The 17,883-nt window shown below is 68.1% G+C and carries 15 protein-coding genes; 6 read left to right on the plus strand and 9 right to left on the minus strand.

The window, feature by feature from the left end:
- The 6 genes from VJ673_RS06195 to VJ673_RS06220 form a co-directional block, all read left to right on the plus strand.
- The coding region (locus tag VJ673_RS06195; RefSeq protein ID WP_324125182.1) for a hypothetical protein at positions 1 to 705 on the plus strand (705 nt) is incomplete at its 5' end.
- A gap of 27 nt (positions 706 to 732) precedes the next feature.
- The gene (locus VJ673_RS06200; RefSeq protein ID WP_324125183.1) at positions 733 to 2,454 is read left to right on the plus strand and encodes a hypothetical protein; all 1,722 of its coding nucleotides are present in this window, start codon (positions 733 to 735) and stop codon (positions 2,452 to 2,454) included.
- Positions 2,455 to 2,465: 11 nt separating this feature from the next.
- Positions 2,466 to 3,998 carry a c-type cytochrome gene (locus VJ673_RS06205; RefSeq protein WP_324125184.1) on the plus strand — a complete coding sequence of 511 codons (1,533 nt, stop codon included), beginning with the start codon at positions 2,466 to 2,468 and terminating at the stop codon, positions 3,996 to 3,998.
- A 13-nt stretch (positions 3,999 to 4,011) separates the two neighbouring features.
- A complete protein-coding gene (locus tag VJ673_RS06210; RefSeq protein ID WP_324125185.1) occupies positions 4,012 to 5,508 on the plus strand; it encodes a c-type cytochrome in 1,497 nt (498 codons plus the stop codon).
- A gap of 16 nt (positions 5,509 to 5,524) precedes the next feature.
- Positions 5,525 to 6,097 carry a cysteine dioxygenase family protein gene (locus VJ673_RS06215; RefSeq protein WP_324125186.1) on the plus strand — a complete coding sequence of 191 codons (573 nt, stop codon included), beginning with the start codon at positions 5,525 to 5,527 and terminating at the stop codon, positions 6,095 to 6,097.
- Between the two features lie 4 nt (positions 6,098 to 6,101).
- Entirely contained in the window at positions 6,102 to 6,998 is an 897-nt protein-coding gene (locus VJ673_RS06220) for a pirin family protein (protein ID WP_324125187.1), read from the plus strand.
- 1 nt (position 6,999) lies between these two features.
- On the opposite strand, the gene VJ673_RS06225 is transcribed toward VJ673_RS06220, so the two are convergent.
- The 9 genes from VJ673_RS06225 to VJ673_RS06265 all read right to left on the minus strand — a co-directional run.
- A complete protein-coding gene (locus VJ673_RS06225) occupies positions 7,000 to 7,800 on the minus strand; it encodes an enoyl-CoA hydratase/isomerase family protein (protein ID WP_324125188.1) in 801 nt (266 codons plus the stop codon).
- Between the two features lie 19 nt (positions 7,801 to 7,819).
- Positions 7,820 to 8,350 (minus strand): DUF4442 domain-containing protein, encoded by a 531-nt coding sequence (locus VJ673_RS06230; RefSeq protein ID WP_324125189.1) that lies wholly within the window; start codon positions 8,348 to 8,350, stop codon positions 7,820 to 7,822.
- A 391-nt stretch (positions 8,351 to 8,741) separates the two neighbouring features.
- Positions 8,742 to 9,941, minus strand: a complete 1,200-nt coding sequence (locus VJ673_RS06235; RefSeq protein WP_324125190.1) for an acetyl-CoA C-acyltransferase — start codon at positions 9,939 to 9,941, stop codon at positions 8,742 to 8,744.
- Between the two features lie 12 nt (positions 9,942 to 9,953).
- On the minus strand, positions 9,954 to 12,335 hold the full coding sequence (locus VJ673_RS06240) for a 3-hydroxyacyl-CoA dehydrogenase/enoyl-CoA hydratase family protein (RefSeq protein ID WP_324125191.1): 2,382 nt from the start codon (positions 12,333 to 12,335) through the stop codon (positions 9,954 to 9,956).
- A 168-nt stretch (positions 12,336 to 12,503) separates the two neighbouring features.
- The gene (locus VJ673_RS06245) at positions 12,504 to 13,811 is read right to left on the minus strand and encodes an OmpP1/FadL family transporter (RefSeq protein WP_324125192.1); all 1,308 of its coding nucleotides are present in this window, start codon (positions 13,809 to 13,811) and stop codon (positions 12,504 to 12,506) included.
- Between the two features lie 136 nt (positions 13,812 to 13,947).
- A complete protein-coding gene (locus VJ673_RS06250; protein WP_324125193.1) occupies positions 13,948 to 14,355 on the minus strand; it encodes an acyl-CoA thioesterase in 408 nt (135 codons plus the stop codon).
- Between the two features lie 19 nt (positions 14,356 to 14,374).
- Positions 14,375 to 16,366, minus strand: coding sequence for a 3-hydroxyacyl-CoA dehydrogenase NAD-binding domain-containing protein (locus tag VJ673_RS06255; protein WP_324125194.1), 1,992 nt, complete (start codon positions 16,364 to 16,366; stop codon positions 14,375 to 14,377).
- The gene (locus VJ673_RS06260) at positions 16,366 to 17,646 is read right to left on the minus strand and encodes an acetyl-CoA C-acetyltransferase (RefSeq protein WP_324125195.1); all 1,281 of its coding nucleotides are present in this window, start codon (positions 17,644 to 17,646) and stop codon (positions 16,366 to 16,368) included. The genes VJ673_RS06255 and VJ673_RS06260 overlap by 1 nt, the downstream gene beginning before the upstream one ends.
- A 4-nt stretch (positions 17,647 to 17,650) precedes the next feature.
- The coding region (locus tag VJ673_RS06265; RefSeq protein ID WP_324125196.1) for an acyl-CoA dehydrogenase domain-containing protein at positions 17,651 to 17,883 on the minus strand (233 nt) is incomplete at its 5' end.

Here is a 17,883-nt window from a genome sequence, read left to right on the forward strand (position 1 = left end):
GACCTCCAGAAGATCACGCCGGAAAACCTCGCGCGCCTCAAGCAGGAACAGCTCGACCAGATCTACGCGCGGCTCTCCGCCGGGCCGATTCCGGACGGCGCGTTCGACGGCAGCATCGTGCTGCCCGAGGGCGACAGCGGCAAGCTCCGGGCGGGAGAAATCGTCGGCGGGCTCGCAGGCTTCGCGCTGCACCTGAAAGGCATCGCCATCGACAAGGTCGGCGAGACGCTGTGGAAGGGCAAGGTCTTCTATCGCAACGAGCGGGTGCTCAGGAACCGCATCGAGGATCTCGACGTCTTCCGCAAGATCGGCCTCGTCGACGGCGAACCGAAGAAGATCACGGTCGGCGGCAAGGACGCGTGGTTGCTCTTCCCCGCCAAGCTCTACTGCGGCCAGAGCCTGCTCGATTCGCGCCGCGAATCGATCATCATCGACTACGCCTTCACCGACGAGCTGCCGGGCTACCAGGAGAAGCCGGACTTCCTCGCCGGGCGGCGCGGGCTGATGGTGCGCGACGAGATCCGCATGGTGCGTCCCGGGCTCTACCTCGGGCGCGCCTACATGGACCGCGTCTTCGCGTTGAACTTCGTGCTCTACAACAAGGAGATCGCCGAGCGCGACGGGCCGGCCTTCCAGAAGACCGGCAAGGTGCAGGAAGACTGCTGGGGCGGCACGCAGAAGCGGGTCGTCGTCGCGGCGAAATAGCGCGACCGCCCGGACCGACCGTCAGCCATGCGCGCCGCGATCCGGACTTACGTGCTGATGCTCGCGGCGGCCTTCGCCGGCGTCGGCACGGGGACGTGTGCGTCCGCCGCAGAACAGGCGCCCGGCTGGGCGATCGCGCCCGAAGTCTACGGCTTCGACCTCCCGCAGGAAGGGGCGTCGCTCTTCGACCAGCGCGTTGCGGCATTAGGCGGCCCGGCGGCGATCCCCTTCCCCTTCGAAAACCTATTGCGGCGCCTCGAAGGCACGGCGCGCTGCCCCGATCTGCCGGACGGCCGCTGCATCGTGCGCGTGCTGATTCCCATCGGCCGTTCGCTGCAACGCCTCGCGGCCGCGCCGGAGTTCTTCCGCCGCCCACGCATCGTCGCCGCGATGGCCGGCGACCCGGGCATGGCGCCGGACGAAGAGGGCCCGCTGCAGCGCGACCGGCTCTACCTCGGCTACGTCGAAGGCAGCGACGTCATCGAAGTGATCAGCTACAACGAGTCCGCGGCGCGCTTCGAATTCCAGCTCGTGCACGACTACCGGCCGGGCAACACGCCGCGCCTCACCTACGCGTCGCGCGCGGTGTGCCTGTCCTGCCATCAGAACCACGCGCCGATCTTCTCGCGTCCACTGTGGCAGGAAACGAACGCCAATCCGGCCGTCGCAGCGCGCCTGCTCGCCTTCGGCGAGAGCGTCGAGGGCGTTCCCGTGCGTCGCGGAATCGACCTGCCCGCGGCGATCGACGCCGCCGTCGCACGGGCGAACCGCTTCGCGCTGTGGCAGACGCTGTGGCGTGACGGCTGCGGGAGCGACGCGCGCGGCGTGCGCTGCCGGGCGGCACTCTTCGAGGCGGCCCTGCGCTATCGCGCGACCGGCCGCCACGAACAGACGGAACGGCTGCGCGACGCGATCGTCCCGGCCTTCGCAGCGGCTTGGCGGGCGCACTGGCCGCGGGGGCTCGCGCTGCCCGACCCGAACATCCCGAACCGCGACCCGCTGCCGGGCGACGTCATCGCGATCTCCGCCGCGCTCGCGAACATCCCGGCCCGCTTCGAGCCGCTCGCCCCGCGCGGGCCGCTCGAAGTCTGGACCGAGCCCGACACGCTGCGCATCAACGAGACCATTGCAGGGCTCGCCGATTTCCTCGACGACGGCGACCTCGCGCAGATCAAGGCCGCGCTCGCCCATCGCAATCTCCGCACGGCCAACTTCGACCCCGTCGCCGACGCCATCTCGACGCTCGCCGCGGCGCCCGACGGCGGCCCCTTTGCGGCCGGCCCCTTTCGCCGCGACCGGCTGATCCCGGCGCTGCTCGCGCAGCTCGGCCAACGGACGCCGACCCTGCGCCAAGCCCGGACGGCCATCCCGCCCACCCGCAACGCCGAGCCCCCGCCGGTGCCGCTCGCAGGCCTCTTCCAGCGTTACTGCACGCCCTGCCACCAGACCTCGACGCGCACGCCACCGAACTTCCTGGAAGGCGGCAGCGCGGCCGCGCAGGCGCGCCTGACCCACTGCGCGGCGCGCATCCGCTATCGCCTCGCGATGTGGCAGTTGCCGCCCGAGGCCCGCCCGAAGACGCCGATGCCGCCGCTGCAGGCGCTGCGCGGACTGGGTGCCGACCCGGCGACCTGGGCCGCGAGCAGCGAGCTCGCGACGCTGCAGGCCTACGCCGCGGAACTCGCCGGCCGCGGCCCTGTGCCGAAACCGGACAACTACGAAACCCTTCCTCCCTGCCTGCCGGGTTAAGGAGTGCGAAGATGACCGTGCGCCGTTCGTCCCCCCTGCTCGCGGCGCCCCCCGCAGCGCCGGCAAAGCGCTGGTGTTGCCACGCCTTCGCGATCCTCGCCGCGCTGCTGCTCGTGCCGATCACGGCGGCGGTCGCGCTCTTTGTGCGCTTCTCGGCCGACGAACCGGTCAGCTACCCCGACATCGAGCGCCACTTCATGTACGGCTCGACCGGCGGCGAACGCAACTCAGGCTTCCCGTACTGGATCTGGCAGGTGCTGCCCAAGGTCTGCGCGCAATACCTGCCCGGCGAAGGCTACGCCTCGCTCGGGATGATCTACGAGCGCGGGCGCACGCTCCCCGTCGGCGTGTCGATGCGCCGTAACCTCGGGCTCGATCGCGTCTTCCTCAACTGCGCCGCCTGCCATAGCGGCACGGTGCGCGACACGCCCGAGTCCGAGCCGCAGCTCTACCTCGGCATGCCCGCCCACCAACTCAACCTGATGGCCTTCGAGAACTTCTTCTTCAGCTGCGCCGCCGACGCCAAATTCAGCGCCGACACCCTCATCCCCGAGATCGACGCCCAGGCCGGCAAGCTCGGGCTGCTCGATCGCTATCTGGTCTACCCGGTCGCGATCGGACTGATGCGCGAGCGCCTGCTGATGCTGCGCGAGCGCTTCAAATGGACGCTGCCGCAACCCGCCTGGGGACCGGGGCGCGTCGATACCTTCAACTCCTCGAAGGCGCTGTTCAACTTCCCGTCCGACCGGCTGTCGCCCGCCGAGCGCATCGGCACGACCGACTTCCCGTCGATCTGGGAGCAGGGGAAGCGCAAGATGCGCGACAACGGCCAGCCGATGCAGCTGCACTGGGACGGCAACAACACCAAGACCGAGGAGCGCAACAAGAACGCCGCCTTCGGCACCGGCACGACACCGCCGACGATCGACCTCGTCGCGATCGGCCGCATCGAGGAATGGCTGCTCGACGCCGCCCCGCCGAAATACCCCTACCCGATCGACGAGCGGCTTGCCGCGCGCGGCGCCCCCGTCTACGCGGAATACTGCGCCGACTGCCACGGCGCGAGCGGGCAGGACTTTCACGGCGCGCGCGTCGGCCACGTCACGCCGCTTGCCGACATCGGCACCGACCGCCACCGCCTCGATTCCTTCACGCCCGAGCTCGCGCAGAACCTCGGCTCGGTCTACGCCGGCTACCCGTGGCGCTTCACCGGCTTCCGCAAGACCTTCGGCTACGCCAACCTGCCGCTGGACGGGCTGTGGCTGCGCGGGCCCTATTTGCACAACGGCTCGGTGCCGACGGTGCGCGACCTGCTCGAACCCGTCGCGAATCGCCCGAAGAGCTTCTGCCGCGGCTACGACGTCATCGACCGCCAGAAGCTCGGCTTTGTGAGCGACGTGTGCGCGGAAGGCGCCCGCCAATACTTCCGCTTCGACACCAGCTTCGAAGGCAACGGCAACGCCGGCCACGAGGGCAAGGCCTACGGCACCGATCTGCCGGCCGACGAGAAGGCCGCGCTGGTCGAATTCCTGAAGACCTTCTGACGCGAGGGGTGCGATGCAAGCCGCGAAAGAGACCGAGCTCGAGATCGACCCGCTGGCCCCGCCGAAGCACCGCTGGCTATGGCTCGCGCTGACCCTGGTGATCGCCGCCGGCGCCGCCCTCGCCTTCATCGGCTGGTACCGCTTCTTCCGCGAGGAGGCGCAACCCGCGTGGGTCACCGCAACGCCCGAGATGCGCTTCAAGTACGGCTCGATCGGCGCCGAGCGCGATGCCGGCATCCCCTACTGGATCTTCTACGTGCTGCCGCGCATCTTCCCCGAAAAGCTCCCCGGCCCCGGCGGCTACGCCTCGCTCGGCGTCGCGTGGGAACAAGGCCAGGAACTGCCGATCGGCTTCACGAAGAAGACCATCGGCTTCCCCCGCGTCGCCAACACCTGCGCCGCCTGCCACACCGCGAGCTACCGCAGCCGCGCCGACGAGAACCCCACCTACGTCGTCGCCGGCCCCGGCCACACGCTCAACCTCGAAGCCTTCTTCCGCTACCTGATCGACTGCGCGAAGGACCCGCGCTTCACGCCCGACGTGCTGCTCACCGAGATCGCGCTCGTCACCGAGCTCGACTGGCTCGACAAGCTCGCCTACCGCTTCCTGATCATCCCGATGACGAAAAAGCGCCTGCTCGAACGCGAGGCGCAGTTCGCCTGGATCTACCGCAAGGACTTCCCCGACTGGGGGCGCGGGCGCGACGACGCGATGAACCTCACCAAGTACTTCATGATCAAGGCGTCGATGGACGACAGCTTCGGCCCGACCGACATGCCTTCGCTGTGGAACCTGAACAAGTACCAGCCCGAGAAGGGCCACGTGATGAACTTCGCCGGCGACAGTCACGACGCGCGCTCGGTGATCATCGACTCGGCGCTCGGCGTGCTCGGTGCCGCGCCGCACGACCGTCAGGACTTCCTCGCCCAGGTCGCCTGGCTGCACGACTACCTCGGCAAACTGCCCGCACCGAAGTACCCCTTCCCCATCGATGCCGACCGGGCTGCCGCCGGCAAGACCGTGTTCGACGCTCACTGCGCGGGATGCCATCAGTCCGACCGCACCGGCACGCGCCTGCCGCTCGCCGAGATCGGCACCGACCGCAGCCGGCTCGACAGCTGGAACAAGGGCGCCGCGATCGAGGCCAACCGTGTCGTGCGCGCGATGGGCATAGCCCGCAAGGGACTCGTCGAGGAGACGCTCGACGGCTACGTCATCCAGTTCCTCGACGGCATCTGGCTGCGCGCGCCCTACCTGCACAACGGCTCGGTGCCGACGCTGCGCGACCTGCTGGAACCCCCGGCGCGCCGCCCCGTCGAATTCCTTCGCGGCTACGACGTCTATGATCAGGAGAAGGTCGGTTTCGTCACGGAAGGGCCGGAGGCCGAACGGGTCGGCACGCGCTACGACACGCAGCAGCGCGGCAACGGCAACGGCGGGCACCTGTACGGGACCGATCTCTCCGGCGCGGACAAGGCCGCACTGGTGGAGTATCTGAAAACCCTGTGATCCGACAGGAGAAGCAATGGAGCCTGAGGTCTACCCGATTGCGGCGCTTGCGGCCGACCTGCGCCGGCTGTGCGCCGAGATCGCCGACGAACACGAGCTGCTCGCCGCCATCCGCCCACTCGCGCGCCGGTCGGCGCTCGACCGCAACAGCTGGTTCGAGGAACGCATGAACTTCCCGGACACCCAACAAGGCTTCAGCGTCTACCGCCTGCACGAGGAAGCCGACCACTCGCTCGCGATCCTCGCCGTGAGCTGGCTCCCGCACCGCGGCACGCCGCCGCACGACCATGGCACCTGGGGCGTCGTCACCGGCGTCGACGGGCTCGAACGCAACGATTTCTACCGTCGCCTCGACGACCGCAGCCGGCCGGGCTACGCAGAGATCAAATGCACCGCCAGCCGCATCTTCGGCCCCGGCGAAGTCCTGACGATGTCGACCGGCCTGATCCACAGCGTGCACAACGACACCAACCACCTCTCGCTGTCGCTGCATATCTACGGCCACCACCTCAACTACACCGGCCGCTCCCAGTTTGACCCGGAACAGCGGCGCGAAATCCCCTTCCTGCTGAAGCTCGCCACGGAGTGAGGACATGAAGCCAGAAAGCGAAATCCTGCCGGACGCCGGCATCGAAACCGTCGTCGTGCCGCGCGCGAGCGATCTCGGGGGCGGCTTCACCGTGCTGCGCGCACTGCCCTCGGCGCAGAAACGGATGGTCGGCCCCTTCGTCTTCCTCGACCAGATGGGCCCGGTGAAACTCGAGCCCGGCAACGGCCTCGACGTCCGCCCGCATCCGCACATCGGGCTCGCGACCGTCACCTATCTCTTCGACGGCGAGATCCTGCACCGCGACAGCCTCGGCAGCGTGCAGCCGATCCGCCCCGGCGAACTCAACTGGATGACCGCCGGGCGCGGCATCGTCCATTCCGAACGCAGCCCCGCTGCGCTACGTCCGGCCGGCCCCGCGCTCTCCGGCCTGCAGGCCTGGGTCGCGCTACCCGGCCGCGACGAGGAATGCGCGCCCGACTTTGCCCACCATGGCGCGCACGATCTGCCGGTCCTCGAAGACGCGGGCCTGCGGATCCGCGTGATCGCCGGGGACGCCTTCGGTGTCCGCTCCCCGGCGGCGACCCGCTCGGCGCTCTTCTACGCCGACGTCGCGCTCGACTCCGGCCAGCAGGTGCAGGTGCCGCCCGAGCACGAGGAACGCGCGGCCTACATCGTCGAAGGCTCGGTCACCATCGCCGGCACGCTCTACCCCGCCGGCGAGCTCGTCGTCTTCCGCCGTGGCGCCGACATCGTGCTCACGGCCGGCGCGCCGACGCGCCTGATGCTGCTCGGCGGCGAGCCGCTCGACGGCCCGCGCTTCGTGTGGTGGAACTTCGTGTCGAGTTCGCGCGAGCGCATCGAGCAGGCCAAGGAAGACTGGCGCGCCGAGCGCTTCGCGCCGGTGCCGGGCGAGACGGAGCGAATCCCCTTGCCCGAGTAGGCTAGGCCCCGCGGAACTCCGGCTTGCGCTTCGCGAGGAAGGCTGTCACCCCTTCGGCGAAATCCTCGGTGCCGCCGCAACGCCCGAAGGCCTCGGCTTCGCTCTGCAGCTGGGATTCGAGCTTGTTGTCGTGCGACGCCGCCAAGAGGCGCTTGATCTCGCCATAGGCGAAACGCGGACCGGACTGCAGGCGCGCGACCAGTTTGTCGGTTTCCGCATCCAGCTCGGCGAGCGGCACGACGCGATTGACGAGGTTCAGACGCTGCGCTTCCGCGGCGTCGAAGCGGTCCGCCAACAGCATCAGCTCCATCGCCTTGCGCGCGCCGACGACGCGCGGCAGGAAGTAGGTCATGCCGCCATCGGCCGGCAGCCCGATCGCCGAATAGGCCGTCGTGAATTTCGTGTTGTCCGCGCACACGACGAGGTCGCAGCCCAGCATCATCGACATCCCGAAGCCGGCGCAGGCGCCGCGCACTTTCGCGATCACCGGCTGAGGCATCGACTGCAGCATCTCGACCGAAGGGTTGATGTACTTCTCGATCAGCGCGCGGAATGCGACCAGCCGCGCCTGCGGCCCGAGGTGCAGTTGCGTCGAGAAGTCCTTCAAATCGCCGCCCGCCATGAAATGATCGCCCGCGCCGGCCACGACGACGACGTCGACATCCTTCATGTCGCGCAGCCGCCGGACTTCCGCCAGCAGGTCCTCCATCATCGCCGTCGACAGGGCATTGAGCTGCTCCGGGCGGTTCAGCGTGAGCGTCGCGACGCGGTTCGTGACTTCTAGCAACACGTTGCTGGACATTGCGTTTGGTCTCCTTGTTCTATCCTGCGGCCCCTCTCTCGGTGCCGCGCTGTTCGAGCTTGGCCTTGTAGTATGCCTTTGTCGCGACGTAGACGGTTTTTTCCAGCTCGACGTGCGGCTCTCCGTGGCGATCCTTGAGCACGACCTGGAAGGTCCGCTCCGTCTCGCCTTGCTCCTTCAGCGCCTTGCGGACCACCGCGACGTCCTCGTCCGTGACCTGAAAATCCGCAAACAGGTGGCTACGTCCCGGCCGCCGGTAACGGATCTGGCCCGCCTTGTCCCACACGATCACGTCGTCGCCCAGCTGCAGCGCCAGCAGCATTGCGAACATCGGATCGGCCGCCGCATATAGCGCCCCGCCGAACAAGGCCCCAGCCGGATTCACCGTGCGCCACGAATGGCGCAGCATCACGCGGATCGTCTTCAGGTCCTTCGAGACGTGGATCACCCGCCCGCCGGTCGCCCGGTAGGACGGATAGAGGTTGAAGCCGATCCGAAGCAGCGCGGCGCGGAAGCGTGGAGGGATGCGGTCGAGGATCTTGGGGCGCATGTTGTGTTTGAGTCTTCGTTGCTGCGTTTGGGTCCGTCTTGGTTCGTGCGCGTAATCCGCCCCCTAAATAACAACGTCGCGAGCCCAACGAGCGTTCCCGGCAACTACCCCTCAACAAAACCAGAGAACCCCCAAAGCGATCCGCAACCACAAGTGTCTAGCCCGCGGGTGCGGCGGGGGGCAGATGCGGGACTGTCGGGTCGTGCCGAGGGCGGGACGCCCGACGGGGAAACAAGGCGACGCATGTTTGAGCCCGCAGGGCGAGTTTGCGTCGCCGCCCCGGCGGGTGTTCCGACCGAGGGAAGCCGCAGGCCACGACCTTCAGTCCCGCATCTGCCCCCCGCCGCACCCGACGGCCCCAGACGAAAAAGGATCATTGATCTGAGAACAATCAAACCCGCTCAAACACCCCCGCAGCCCCCATCCCCGTCCCGATGCACATCGAAATCATCCCGTACCGCAGACCCGAATCCCGCTGCATCGCATTCATCAACGTCGCCGTCCGAATCGCCCCAGTCGCCCCCAGCGGATGCCCCAGCGCAATCGCCCCGCCGCTCGGATTCACCTTCGCCGGATCGAGCTCCAACTGCCGCATCACCGCCAATGCCTGTGCCGCGAAAGCCTCGTTGAGCTCGATGCGCGCGACCTCGCCGAGCGCAACGCCACCCGCCTTCAGCGCCCGCGGAATCGCCTCGATCGGCCCGATTCCCATGATCTGCGGCGGCACCCCCGCGACCGAATAGCTGACGAAACGCGCGATCGGCGTCACACCGTACCGCTTCACCGCCGCCTCGCTCATCAAGAGCACCGCACCCGCCCCGTCCGACATCTGCGAACTGTTGCCCGCCGTCACCGACCCGCGCGCCGCGAACACCGGCTTCAACTTCGCCAGCCCCTCCAGCGACGCATCCGGCCGCGGCCCCTCGTCCGTGTCGGCCAAGCGCTCGACGACGCGCACTGTCCCGCCCTCGCCGGGCACGTGCGTCCGCACCATGTAAGGCGTGATCTCGTCGCGAAAGTGTCCCGCCGCAATCGCTGCGCACGCGCGCTGGTTCGACTGCAGCGCGAAGGCGTCCTGATCCTCACGGCTCACCTTCCACTGCTGCGCCACCTTCTCGGCGGTGAGGCCCATGCCGAAAGCGATCCCGACATTTTCCTGCTTCGCAAAGATCGCCGGGTTCAGGCTCACCTTGTTGCCCATGATCTGCGGCATCGCGCTCATCGATTCGGTGCCCGCGGCGATCATCACGTCCGCCTCGCCGAGCCGGATGCGCGCCGCGGCGTCCGCGACCGCCTGCAGCCCCGAGGAGCAGAAGCGGTTGATCGTGATCCCCGGCACCGTGTCCGGCAGGCCCGCCAGCAACAGGCCGATGCGCGCGACGTTCATCCCCTGCTCGGCCTCGGGCATCGCACAACCGACGATCACGTCGCCGATCTCCCTCGCGTCGAGCCCCGGCGCCTTTGCCACCACGGCCGACAATACATGCGCCAGCATGTCGTCCGGACGCACGCTGCGGAACATGCCGTTGCGCTTGGCGACCGGCGTGCGCGTCGCCGCGACGATGTAGGCTTCCTGAATCTGTCTGCTCATGTTCTATCCCCCTCAATTCCTGAGCGGCTTGCCGGTTTCGAGCGTGTGCGCGATGCGCTGCTGCGTCTTCTCCTGCTTCAGCAGATCGACGAACAAGGCACGCTCCACGTCGAGGATCCACGCCTCGGACACGCGCGAATTCGTCTCGACCTCGCCGCCGCACAAGGCGGTCGCCGCCGCCTTCGCGACCTTGTAGTCGTACTCGGAGATGAAGCCGCCTTCGGCCATGTTCACCAGCATCAGCTCGCAAGTCGCGATGCCGTTACGCCCCGCGACCGTCACTGCACGCTGCACCTGCGGCGGCCGGTAGCCGGATTCCGCCAGAGCACGCGCCCGCCGGATGCCGACGTACAACAGCTCCTGCGGATGCAAGACCACGTCATCCGACGCCTTCGCGAAGCCCAGTTGCACCGCTTCCAGCGCGCTCTTCGCGACGGTCGCCATCGCCACCGTCTGGAAGCTGTTCTGGATGTACGGGAAGACATCGCCGCCCGCCGCCTTCTGTGCCAGGTAATGCGCCTGCAGCGCCAACTCCTTGCTGCCGCCGCCGGCCGGGATCAGCCCGACGCCCGCTTCCACCAGGCCGATGTAGCTTTCCAGCGCCAGCACGCGGTGCGCGGAATGCAGCGCGAACTCGCAGCCACCGCCCAGCGCCATGCCCTGGATCGCCGCGACGACGGGCACCTGCGAGAGCTTCAGGCTCATCGACGCACGCTGGAACTTCGCGACGCTGCGCTCCAGCATGTCGAACTGGCCCGCCTTGCAGGCTTCGACGACCTGGTACAGGTTCGCGCCCACCGCAAAAGGCGCGGGATGCCACAACACGACGCCGTCGAGATCGCGCTCTGCCCGCGCGATCGCCTCCAGCAGGCCATCCACCACCTCGTCGCCGATCGCATGCTGCTTCGACTTGAAGGACAGGATGCCGATGCGGGCGTCCTGATCGGGACGCGTCCACAGGCGCACGCCCTCGTTCTCCCACAGCGTCTCGCCACGCTCGGCCGGTGCTTCGCCCAAGACCTGCTCCGGGTAGAGCTGGCGCTTGTACACGGGAAGCGTCGAACGCGGCTTCAGCGTGTTCGTCGTCGCCGAATACGAGCCCACCGCCTCATGCACGCCGACGCGCTCGAACACCCACGCCGGCAGCGGCACCTTCGCCATCGCACGGCCGTGGTCGATGTCCTCCTGGATCGTCTTCGCGATCTGCCCCCAACCCGCCGCCTGCCAGGTCTCGAACGGCCCCTGTGCCCAGCCGAAGCCCCAGCGCATCGCGAGATCCACGTCGCGCGCATTGTCGGCGATGTCGCCCAGATGCACTGCGCAGTAGTGGAAGACGTCGCGGAAGATGGACCACAGGAACTGCGCCTCCGGCAACTCGCTCGCCGCGAGCAGCGCGAAGCGCTCGACCGGATCCTTGGTCTTCAGAATGCGCTCGACCTCGGACACGACATCGCCGCGGCTCAGACGGTAGTCGCCAGCCTTGGGGTCCAGCACGTTGATCTGCTTGCCTTCCTTGCGGTAGATGCCCGCGCGCGTCTTCTGCCCCAGCGCGCCCTTCGCGATCAGCGCCTGCAGCCAGTCGGGCAGCTTGAAGTGGGCGTGCCACGGATCATCGGGCAGCGTCGCCTGCATCGTGCCGATCACATGCGCGAGCGTGTCGAGGCCGACGACGTCCGCCGTGCGGTAGGTCGCGCTCTTCGGGCGGCCGATCAGCGGGCCGGTCAGGCCGTCGACCTCGTCGAAGCCCAAGCCCAGACGCTCGGTGTGATGCATCACCGCAAGGATCGAGAACACGCCGACGCGGTTCGCGACGAAGTTCGGCGTGTCCTTCGCGCGCACGATCGACTTGCCGAGCCGCGTCGTCAGCCAGCTTTCGAGCTGATCGAGCATCGCAGCGTCGGTGTCGCGCGTCGCGATCAGTTCGACGAGCGACATGTAGCGCGGCGGATTGAAGAAGTGGATGCCGCAGAAGCGGTGGCGCAGTGCCTCCGGCATGCCTTCGGCGAGCGCGTTGATCGACAGCCCCGAAGTGTTCGACGCGAAGATCGCGTCCGGGCGGATGAAGGGGGCGACCTTCTGGTAGAGGTCCAGCTTCCACTCCATCTTCTCGGCGATCGCCTCGATGATGAGATCGCAGTCGCGCAGTGCCGCGAGGTCGGTGCCGTAGTTCGCCGCATCGATGAGGGCCGCACGGTCCTTGGTCGCCAGCGGCGCGGGGTCAAGCTTCTTCAAGCCGGCGAGCGCCTTGTCGACGATCGCGTTCGGCTTGCCTTCCTTGGCCGGCAGATCGAACAGCAGCACCGGCACGTCGGCGTTCGCGCAATGGGCGGCGATCTGCGCCCCCATCACGCCCGCCCCGAGCACGGCCACCTTGCGGATGATGAAATTGCTCATGCCAATCCTCCGGTTTCCGGATTAATTGTTTGACATAAGCCCGAAACGAACATCGCCCCGGGCACTTCCCTTTCGTTTTAGCGGATCAGGCCGGCGTTTGCCGACAAGGTGGGCGGCACTGGGTCGCTTGCCGCCCGCCGTGCGATGCGTCGATCAGGATGCCGTCGTTCAAAATGCCATCGAGTACTGCGCACCCAGGATCCACACGTTCGACTCGTACTCGCCCCTCACGTGGCCGCGGCCGGCGGCGGTCTGGTCGTTGTCGATCTTCGTGTCCGGCACATACAGATAAGCCACGCCGAGGTCGAGCGTATTGCTCTTGCTGACCTTCCATTGGCCGCCGAAGGTCAGCCACGTGCGGTCGTTATCCGGCAACGACACGAGACGGCTCTGCTTGTCCTTCACCGGCGTCTGGTCCCACGCGAAGCCGAACTTCAACTTCCAGGCGTCGTTGAGCCGGTAGTTCATGCCCAGCGCGATGCGCCAGGTGTCGCGGAAGTCCGTGTCGAGCGTCTGCGCCGTCGTGCCGGCCTGCGAGCCGGACGTGCGCTTGATGTCGACCTTCTTGATGCTGCTCCAGCCGGTGCGCGAGAGGTCGCCGAGCATCTCCCAGCGATCGTCGAGCTTCTGCGACACGCTGACGATGAAGGTATCCGGAAGTTCGACGTCGATCTTGGCCTTGCTCGTGTTGGCCGCATTCACGAGCGCACTCGGGCCGGTCGCGGTGATGTCGCCGTCGGCCTCATGCTTGATGCTCGAGCGGTAGGACAGGCCGAGCTTCATCGCCGGCGAGAGCGTGAACAGCGCGCCGACGTTCCAGCCCCAGGCGTCGGAGTCGACATCGAGCTTGGCCTTCGTTGCGTTCAGCGCACCGACGAGCGGGGAGGTCACCGGCAGCACGGTCGCCACGCGCGTGTAGGTCGCTTCGAGCCGCTGCCAGCTGACGCCGCCGCCGATCGAAACCTTGTCGTTGATGCGATAGGCGATCGACGGATTGACGTTGATCGTCTTGAGATCGAACTTCAGCGCCTGCGCGCGGCCGACCCAGTCGTTGTCGTACTCGGTCGCGAGCCCGAACGGCGCGCCGAAGCCGACGCCCGCGTACAGATCCTTCGTCAGCGCCCAGGACAGGTAGGCGTCCGGGATCGCGCCCCAGGAGCCCGCGTCGCTGCCATCCCCGCCACTCGTCGGCAGCGCTGGGGTGTTGAGCATCGTGCTGCCCTTGTTCTTGAACTCGAAGCTCGGCCTGACGGCGGCGAGGCCCATCGAAATCTCCCGCTCCTTCAACTGCGTCATCCCTGCCGGGTTGAAGTAGATGGTGCTCGCGTTCTCCGCCACGGCCGCCGAACCGGCGTACGCGTTGCCGATGCCGCTCGCGTTCTGTTCGAGCAGCTGGAAACCCGCGGCAGATGCAGAGCCGGAGGCCATCGCCAGCAGAGCGAACGGAAGCAGGCGGGCGATCGTAGTCTTGTTCATACGTATAGTCTCCTCATGCATTGACTGTGCATTTTCGGCGCGAATAATCCCGGCCCGCCCAGCGGCAATCCGGGTCCTGCGGCGGCCTTCGGCGCCTCGAAGACCGCATCTTCACATATGTCTTATGATTATTGTTTCACGCATCCGGAATCGGGCGTTTGCGCCCCTTGTCGTCGAGCGCGACGTAGGTCAGCGTCGCCTCGGTGACCTTCACGACCACCGGGTTCTCGGGGTCGCGTTCAGCGTACACCTCGACGTCCACAGTGATCGAAGTGCGGCCGATCGAGACGACCTCGGCATAAAAACTTACAAGATCGCCGACCGACACCGGCTGCTTGAACGTGAAAGCATTGACCGCCACCGTCGCGACCCGGCAGCGCGCGCGACGGTGCGCGGGAATCGCGCCGGCGATGTCGACCATCGACATGATCCAGCCGCCGAACACGTCGCCGGCGGGGTTGACGTCGGCCGGCATCGGCATCACGCGCAGCGCAGGCTGCTTGTTCTCCGGGAGCTTCGCGGGGATTTCTTCGGCTTGGGACATCGTTCTCTCGTATTGGGGTTTAGCGAGCTTCGACCATAGCACCATCCGCCAGCCGGACATCCGCGCCAATTGGCGTTTTCCCCATTATCGGGGAAAAATGCAGCGGCCCGCCAGTGAAGGGCGCGAAGCCCGTGCCGAAGATCACCCCGGCGTCGGCGAGATCGGCGTCCGCCACGACGCCCTGTTCGACGCAGCGGCGCGTCGCCGCGAGCAGCGGCGCGACGATGCGCTCGGCGAGCCCGTCCGGCACCGTGCCGGCCGCCCCCTTCTGCGGTTTGCCGTCCGCCCAGCGGTAATAGCCGTGGCCGCTCTTCTTGCCGAGATGGCCGGCCGCGACGAGCTCCATCAGCTTCTTCGGCGGCTCGGCGCCCTCGCCCGCCAGCGCCTTTCCCGCCGCCACGGCGATGTCCAGCCCCACGGTATCGACCAGCTCCACGGGCCCCATCGGCATGCCGAAGGCGGCGAGCGCCGCATCGACCGTCTCGGCCGCGATGCCTTCGTCGACACAGCGCAGCGCCTCCAGCATGTAGGGCCCGAGCACCGCGTTGACGAGGAATCCCGGCGCGCTCTTGACCGGCAGCGGCAGCTTGTCGAGACGGCGCACGAAGGCCGCAGCGCGGCGCAGCGCCTCCTCGTCTGACTCCCGGCCGCGGACGACCTCGACGAGCGGCATCAGCGCGACCGGGTTGAAGAAGTGGATGCCGACAAGGCGGCGCGGATCGGCGAGCCCCGTCGCGATGTCCTCGATCCGGAGACTCGACGTGTTCGTCGCGAGCACCGCACCCGGCTTCGCCTTGCGCTCCAGCTCGGCGAAGAGCGCACGCTTCGCGTCGAGGTTCTCGAAGATCGCCTCGATGATCACATCGGCGCGCGCCGCCCCGTGCCCCTCGGGGTCCGGAATCAGCCGGTCGAGCGCAAATCTCGCCTGCCGCTTGTCGCCGCGGAACTTGCGCTCGAAAAACTTCGCCGCCCGCGCGACGGCTGGCGCGATGCGATCGACGGACTGGTCCTGCAGCGTCACCGTCACCCCATTGAGGGCGCACAGCGCTGCGATGTCGCCACCCATCACGCCCGCGCCGACGACGTGGACGCGGCGCGGCGCGAAATCGGAGTCTTTCCCGAAGCCCTTCAGCCGCTCCTGCAGGAAGAACACGCGCACGAGATTCTTCGCCGTCGGCGAGCGGAAGATCGCCTCCAGCGACGCGGGGTCGCCCGCCGGCACCGCGAGCGCATTGCCGCCATATTTCTGCCAGATATCGACGATCGCGTAGGGCGCCGGGTAATGCTCGCGACGCGCCTTCGCGGCGACCTGCTTGCGCGCGCCGCTGGCGACGATCGCCTTCAGCGGGCCGTTCATCAGCTTCTGCATGAAGGGCCGCGCACGCGGCGGCTGGCCGGAGGTGGCGAGCATCCTTGCGGCGTTCTCCATCACGCGCGGGGGCACGCATTCGTCGGCGAGGCCGAGCGATTTCGCGCGGCGCGCGTCGATGCTCTTACCGGTCAGCATCATGTCGAGCGCCGCCGCCGGGCCGATCAGCGCCGGAAGACGCTTCATGCCGCCCCAACCCGGAACGATGCCGAGCATCACTTCGGGCAGCGCGAGCTTGGTTCCCGGCTCGTCGACGACGATGCGGTAGCGGCAGGCGAGCGCGAGTTCCAGCCCGCCGCCGAGGCAATGGCCGCGGATCAGCGCCAGCGTCGGGAAAGACAGGCGCGCGAGCCGCTCGAAAAGCTCCCAGCCGCGCTGCACGAGATCGCGTGCGGCCTCGGCGGAATCGATGCGCGTGAATTCCTCGATATCGGCACCGGCCACAAAACCCGCCGGCTTCGCCGAAGCGATCACGAGCCCTTTCGGCGGATCGGCTTCGAGCGCCGCAAAGGCGGCCGCGAGCTCGTCGAGGAGTTCGCGCGACAAGGTGTTGGTCGTGGCGCCTGCGCGGTCGAGATAGAGCCAGGCGAGGCCGTCGGCGTCGCCCTTGCGCGCGAGCACGAGATGCTTGAACTCGATCATCACAGCGCCTCCACCAGCATCGCCCCGCCCTGCCCGCCGCCGATGCAGATGCTGGCGATTCCGCGCTTCGCGTTCTTGCGCCGCAGCACGTTCAGGAGATGCAGCACGATGCGCGCACCGCTCGCTCCGACCGGATGCCCCTGCGCGATCGCACCGCCATCGACGTTGAGCTTGTCCTCGTCGAGCCGTCCCAGCGCGTCGTCGAGACCGAGTTCGCGGCGGCAGTACTCCGCGTCGTCCCACGCGCGCAGGCAGGCGATCACCTGCGCGGCGAAGGCTTCGTTGATCTCCCACGCGTCGATGTCGGCGTGCTCCAGCGCGTGCCGCTGCAGCAGCGGCGTCGCGGCATGGACGGGGCCGAGCCCCATCTGCTCCGGGTCGAGCCCCGCCCACTGGCTGTCGACGATGCGCCCGAGCGGCGTGAGGCCGTGTCGTTCGACCGCTTCATGCGACGCAAGCACCAGCCAGGCCGCGCCGTCGGTGATCTGCGAGCTGTTGCCCGCGGTGACGCGACCATACTTGCGGTCGAAGAAGGGTTTGAGCTTCGCGAGATTCTCCGGCGTCGAATCGGCACGCACGCCGTCGTCGTCGCGATAGACCGTGCCGTCACGGTCGATCAGCGGCACGATCTCTCCTAGGTATCCGGCCTCGCGCGCCGCCAGCACGCGGGCGTGGCTGCGCGCGGCAAAGACGTCCATCTCGGCGCGCGAGATACCGAAGCGATGCGCAAGGTTCTCCGCCGTCTGCCCCATCAGCTGGCCGACGATCGGGTCCGTCAGTCCCTTCATGATGCCGATCACCGGCGCGAGGTGGGCCGGGCGGAACTGGCGCAGCGCCGCGAGCTTCTGCCCGGCGCTCTTCGCCGCGTACCAGTTGGAGAGCCAGCGCACCATCGCATCCGAGAACAGCAGCGGCGCCCGCGACAGCGCGTCCACCCCGCCCGCGAGCACGAGCTGCGAACGGCCGGCGTGGATGTTCGCCATCGCCGAATCGAGCGCCTGCATGCCGGAGGCGCAGTTCCGCATCACCGTCCAGCCCGGCACCTTCTGCCCGCAGCCCATACGCAGCGCGACGACGCGGCCGATGTTGACCTCGTCCGGCGACGGACTCGCGCAGCCGAGGATCACCTCGTCCAGTTCGTTCGGCGCGAAGCGCTGGCGGGCGAGCAGTGCCGCGCCGGCCGCGGTCGCTAGGTCCGACGCGGCGAACGGCCCCGGCGCGTTCCGCGCCTTCAGGAAAGGCGTGCGCGCGCCGTCGATGATGTAGATCGTGCGGGTCATCCGCTCACTCCACCCAGGCCGCCGCCCGTTCCGTGTCCGCCGCCATCGGCCCGATCTCCGCGAGCGCTTCGCGCAGGCCGAAGTCGTACGGGAAATCGTCGACGCGGATCACCTTGTCGCGCAGCTCGCCGCGACGCTTCAGGAGCGCGAACTCGTCGGCGGTGATCACGCCGGCATCGAACGCACGCTCCCAGATCGCATCGACGCCGCCGCCGACCAGCAGCCCCGGCTCGAAAC

The organism is Aromatoleum sp., from assembly GCF_035254505.1.
In the GTDB taxonomy this organism is placed as follows: domain Bacteria; phylum Pseudomonadota; class Gammaproteobacteria; order Burkholderiales; family Rhodocyclaceae; genus Aromatoleum.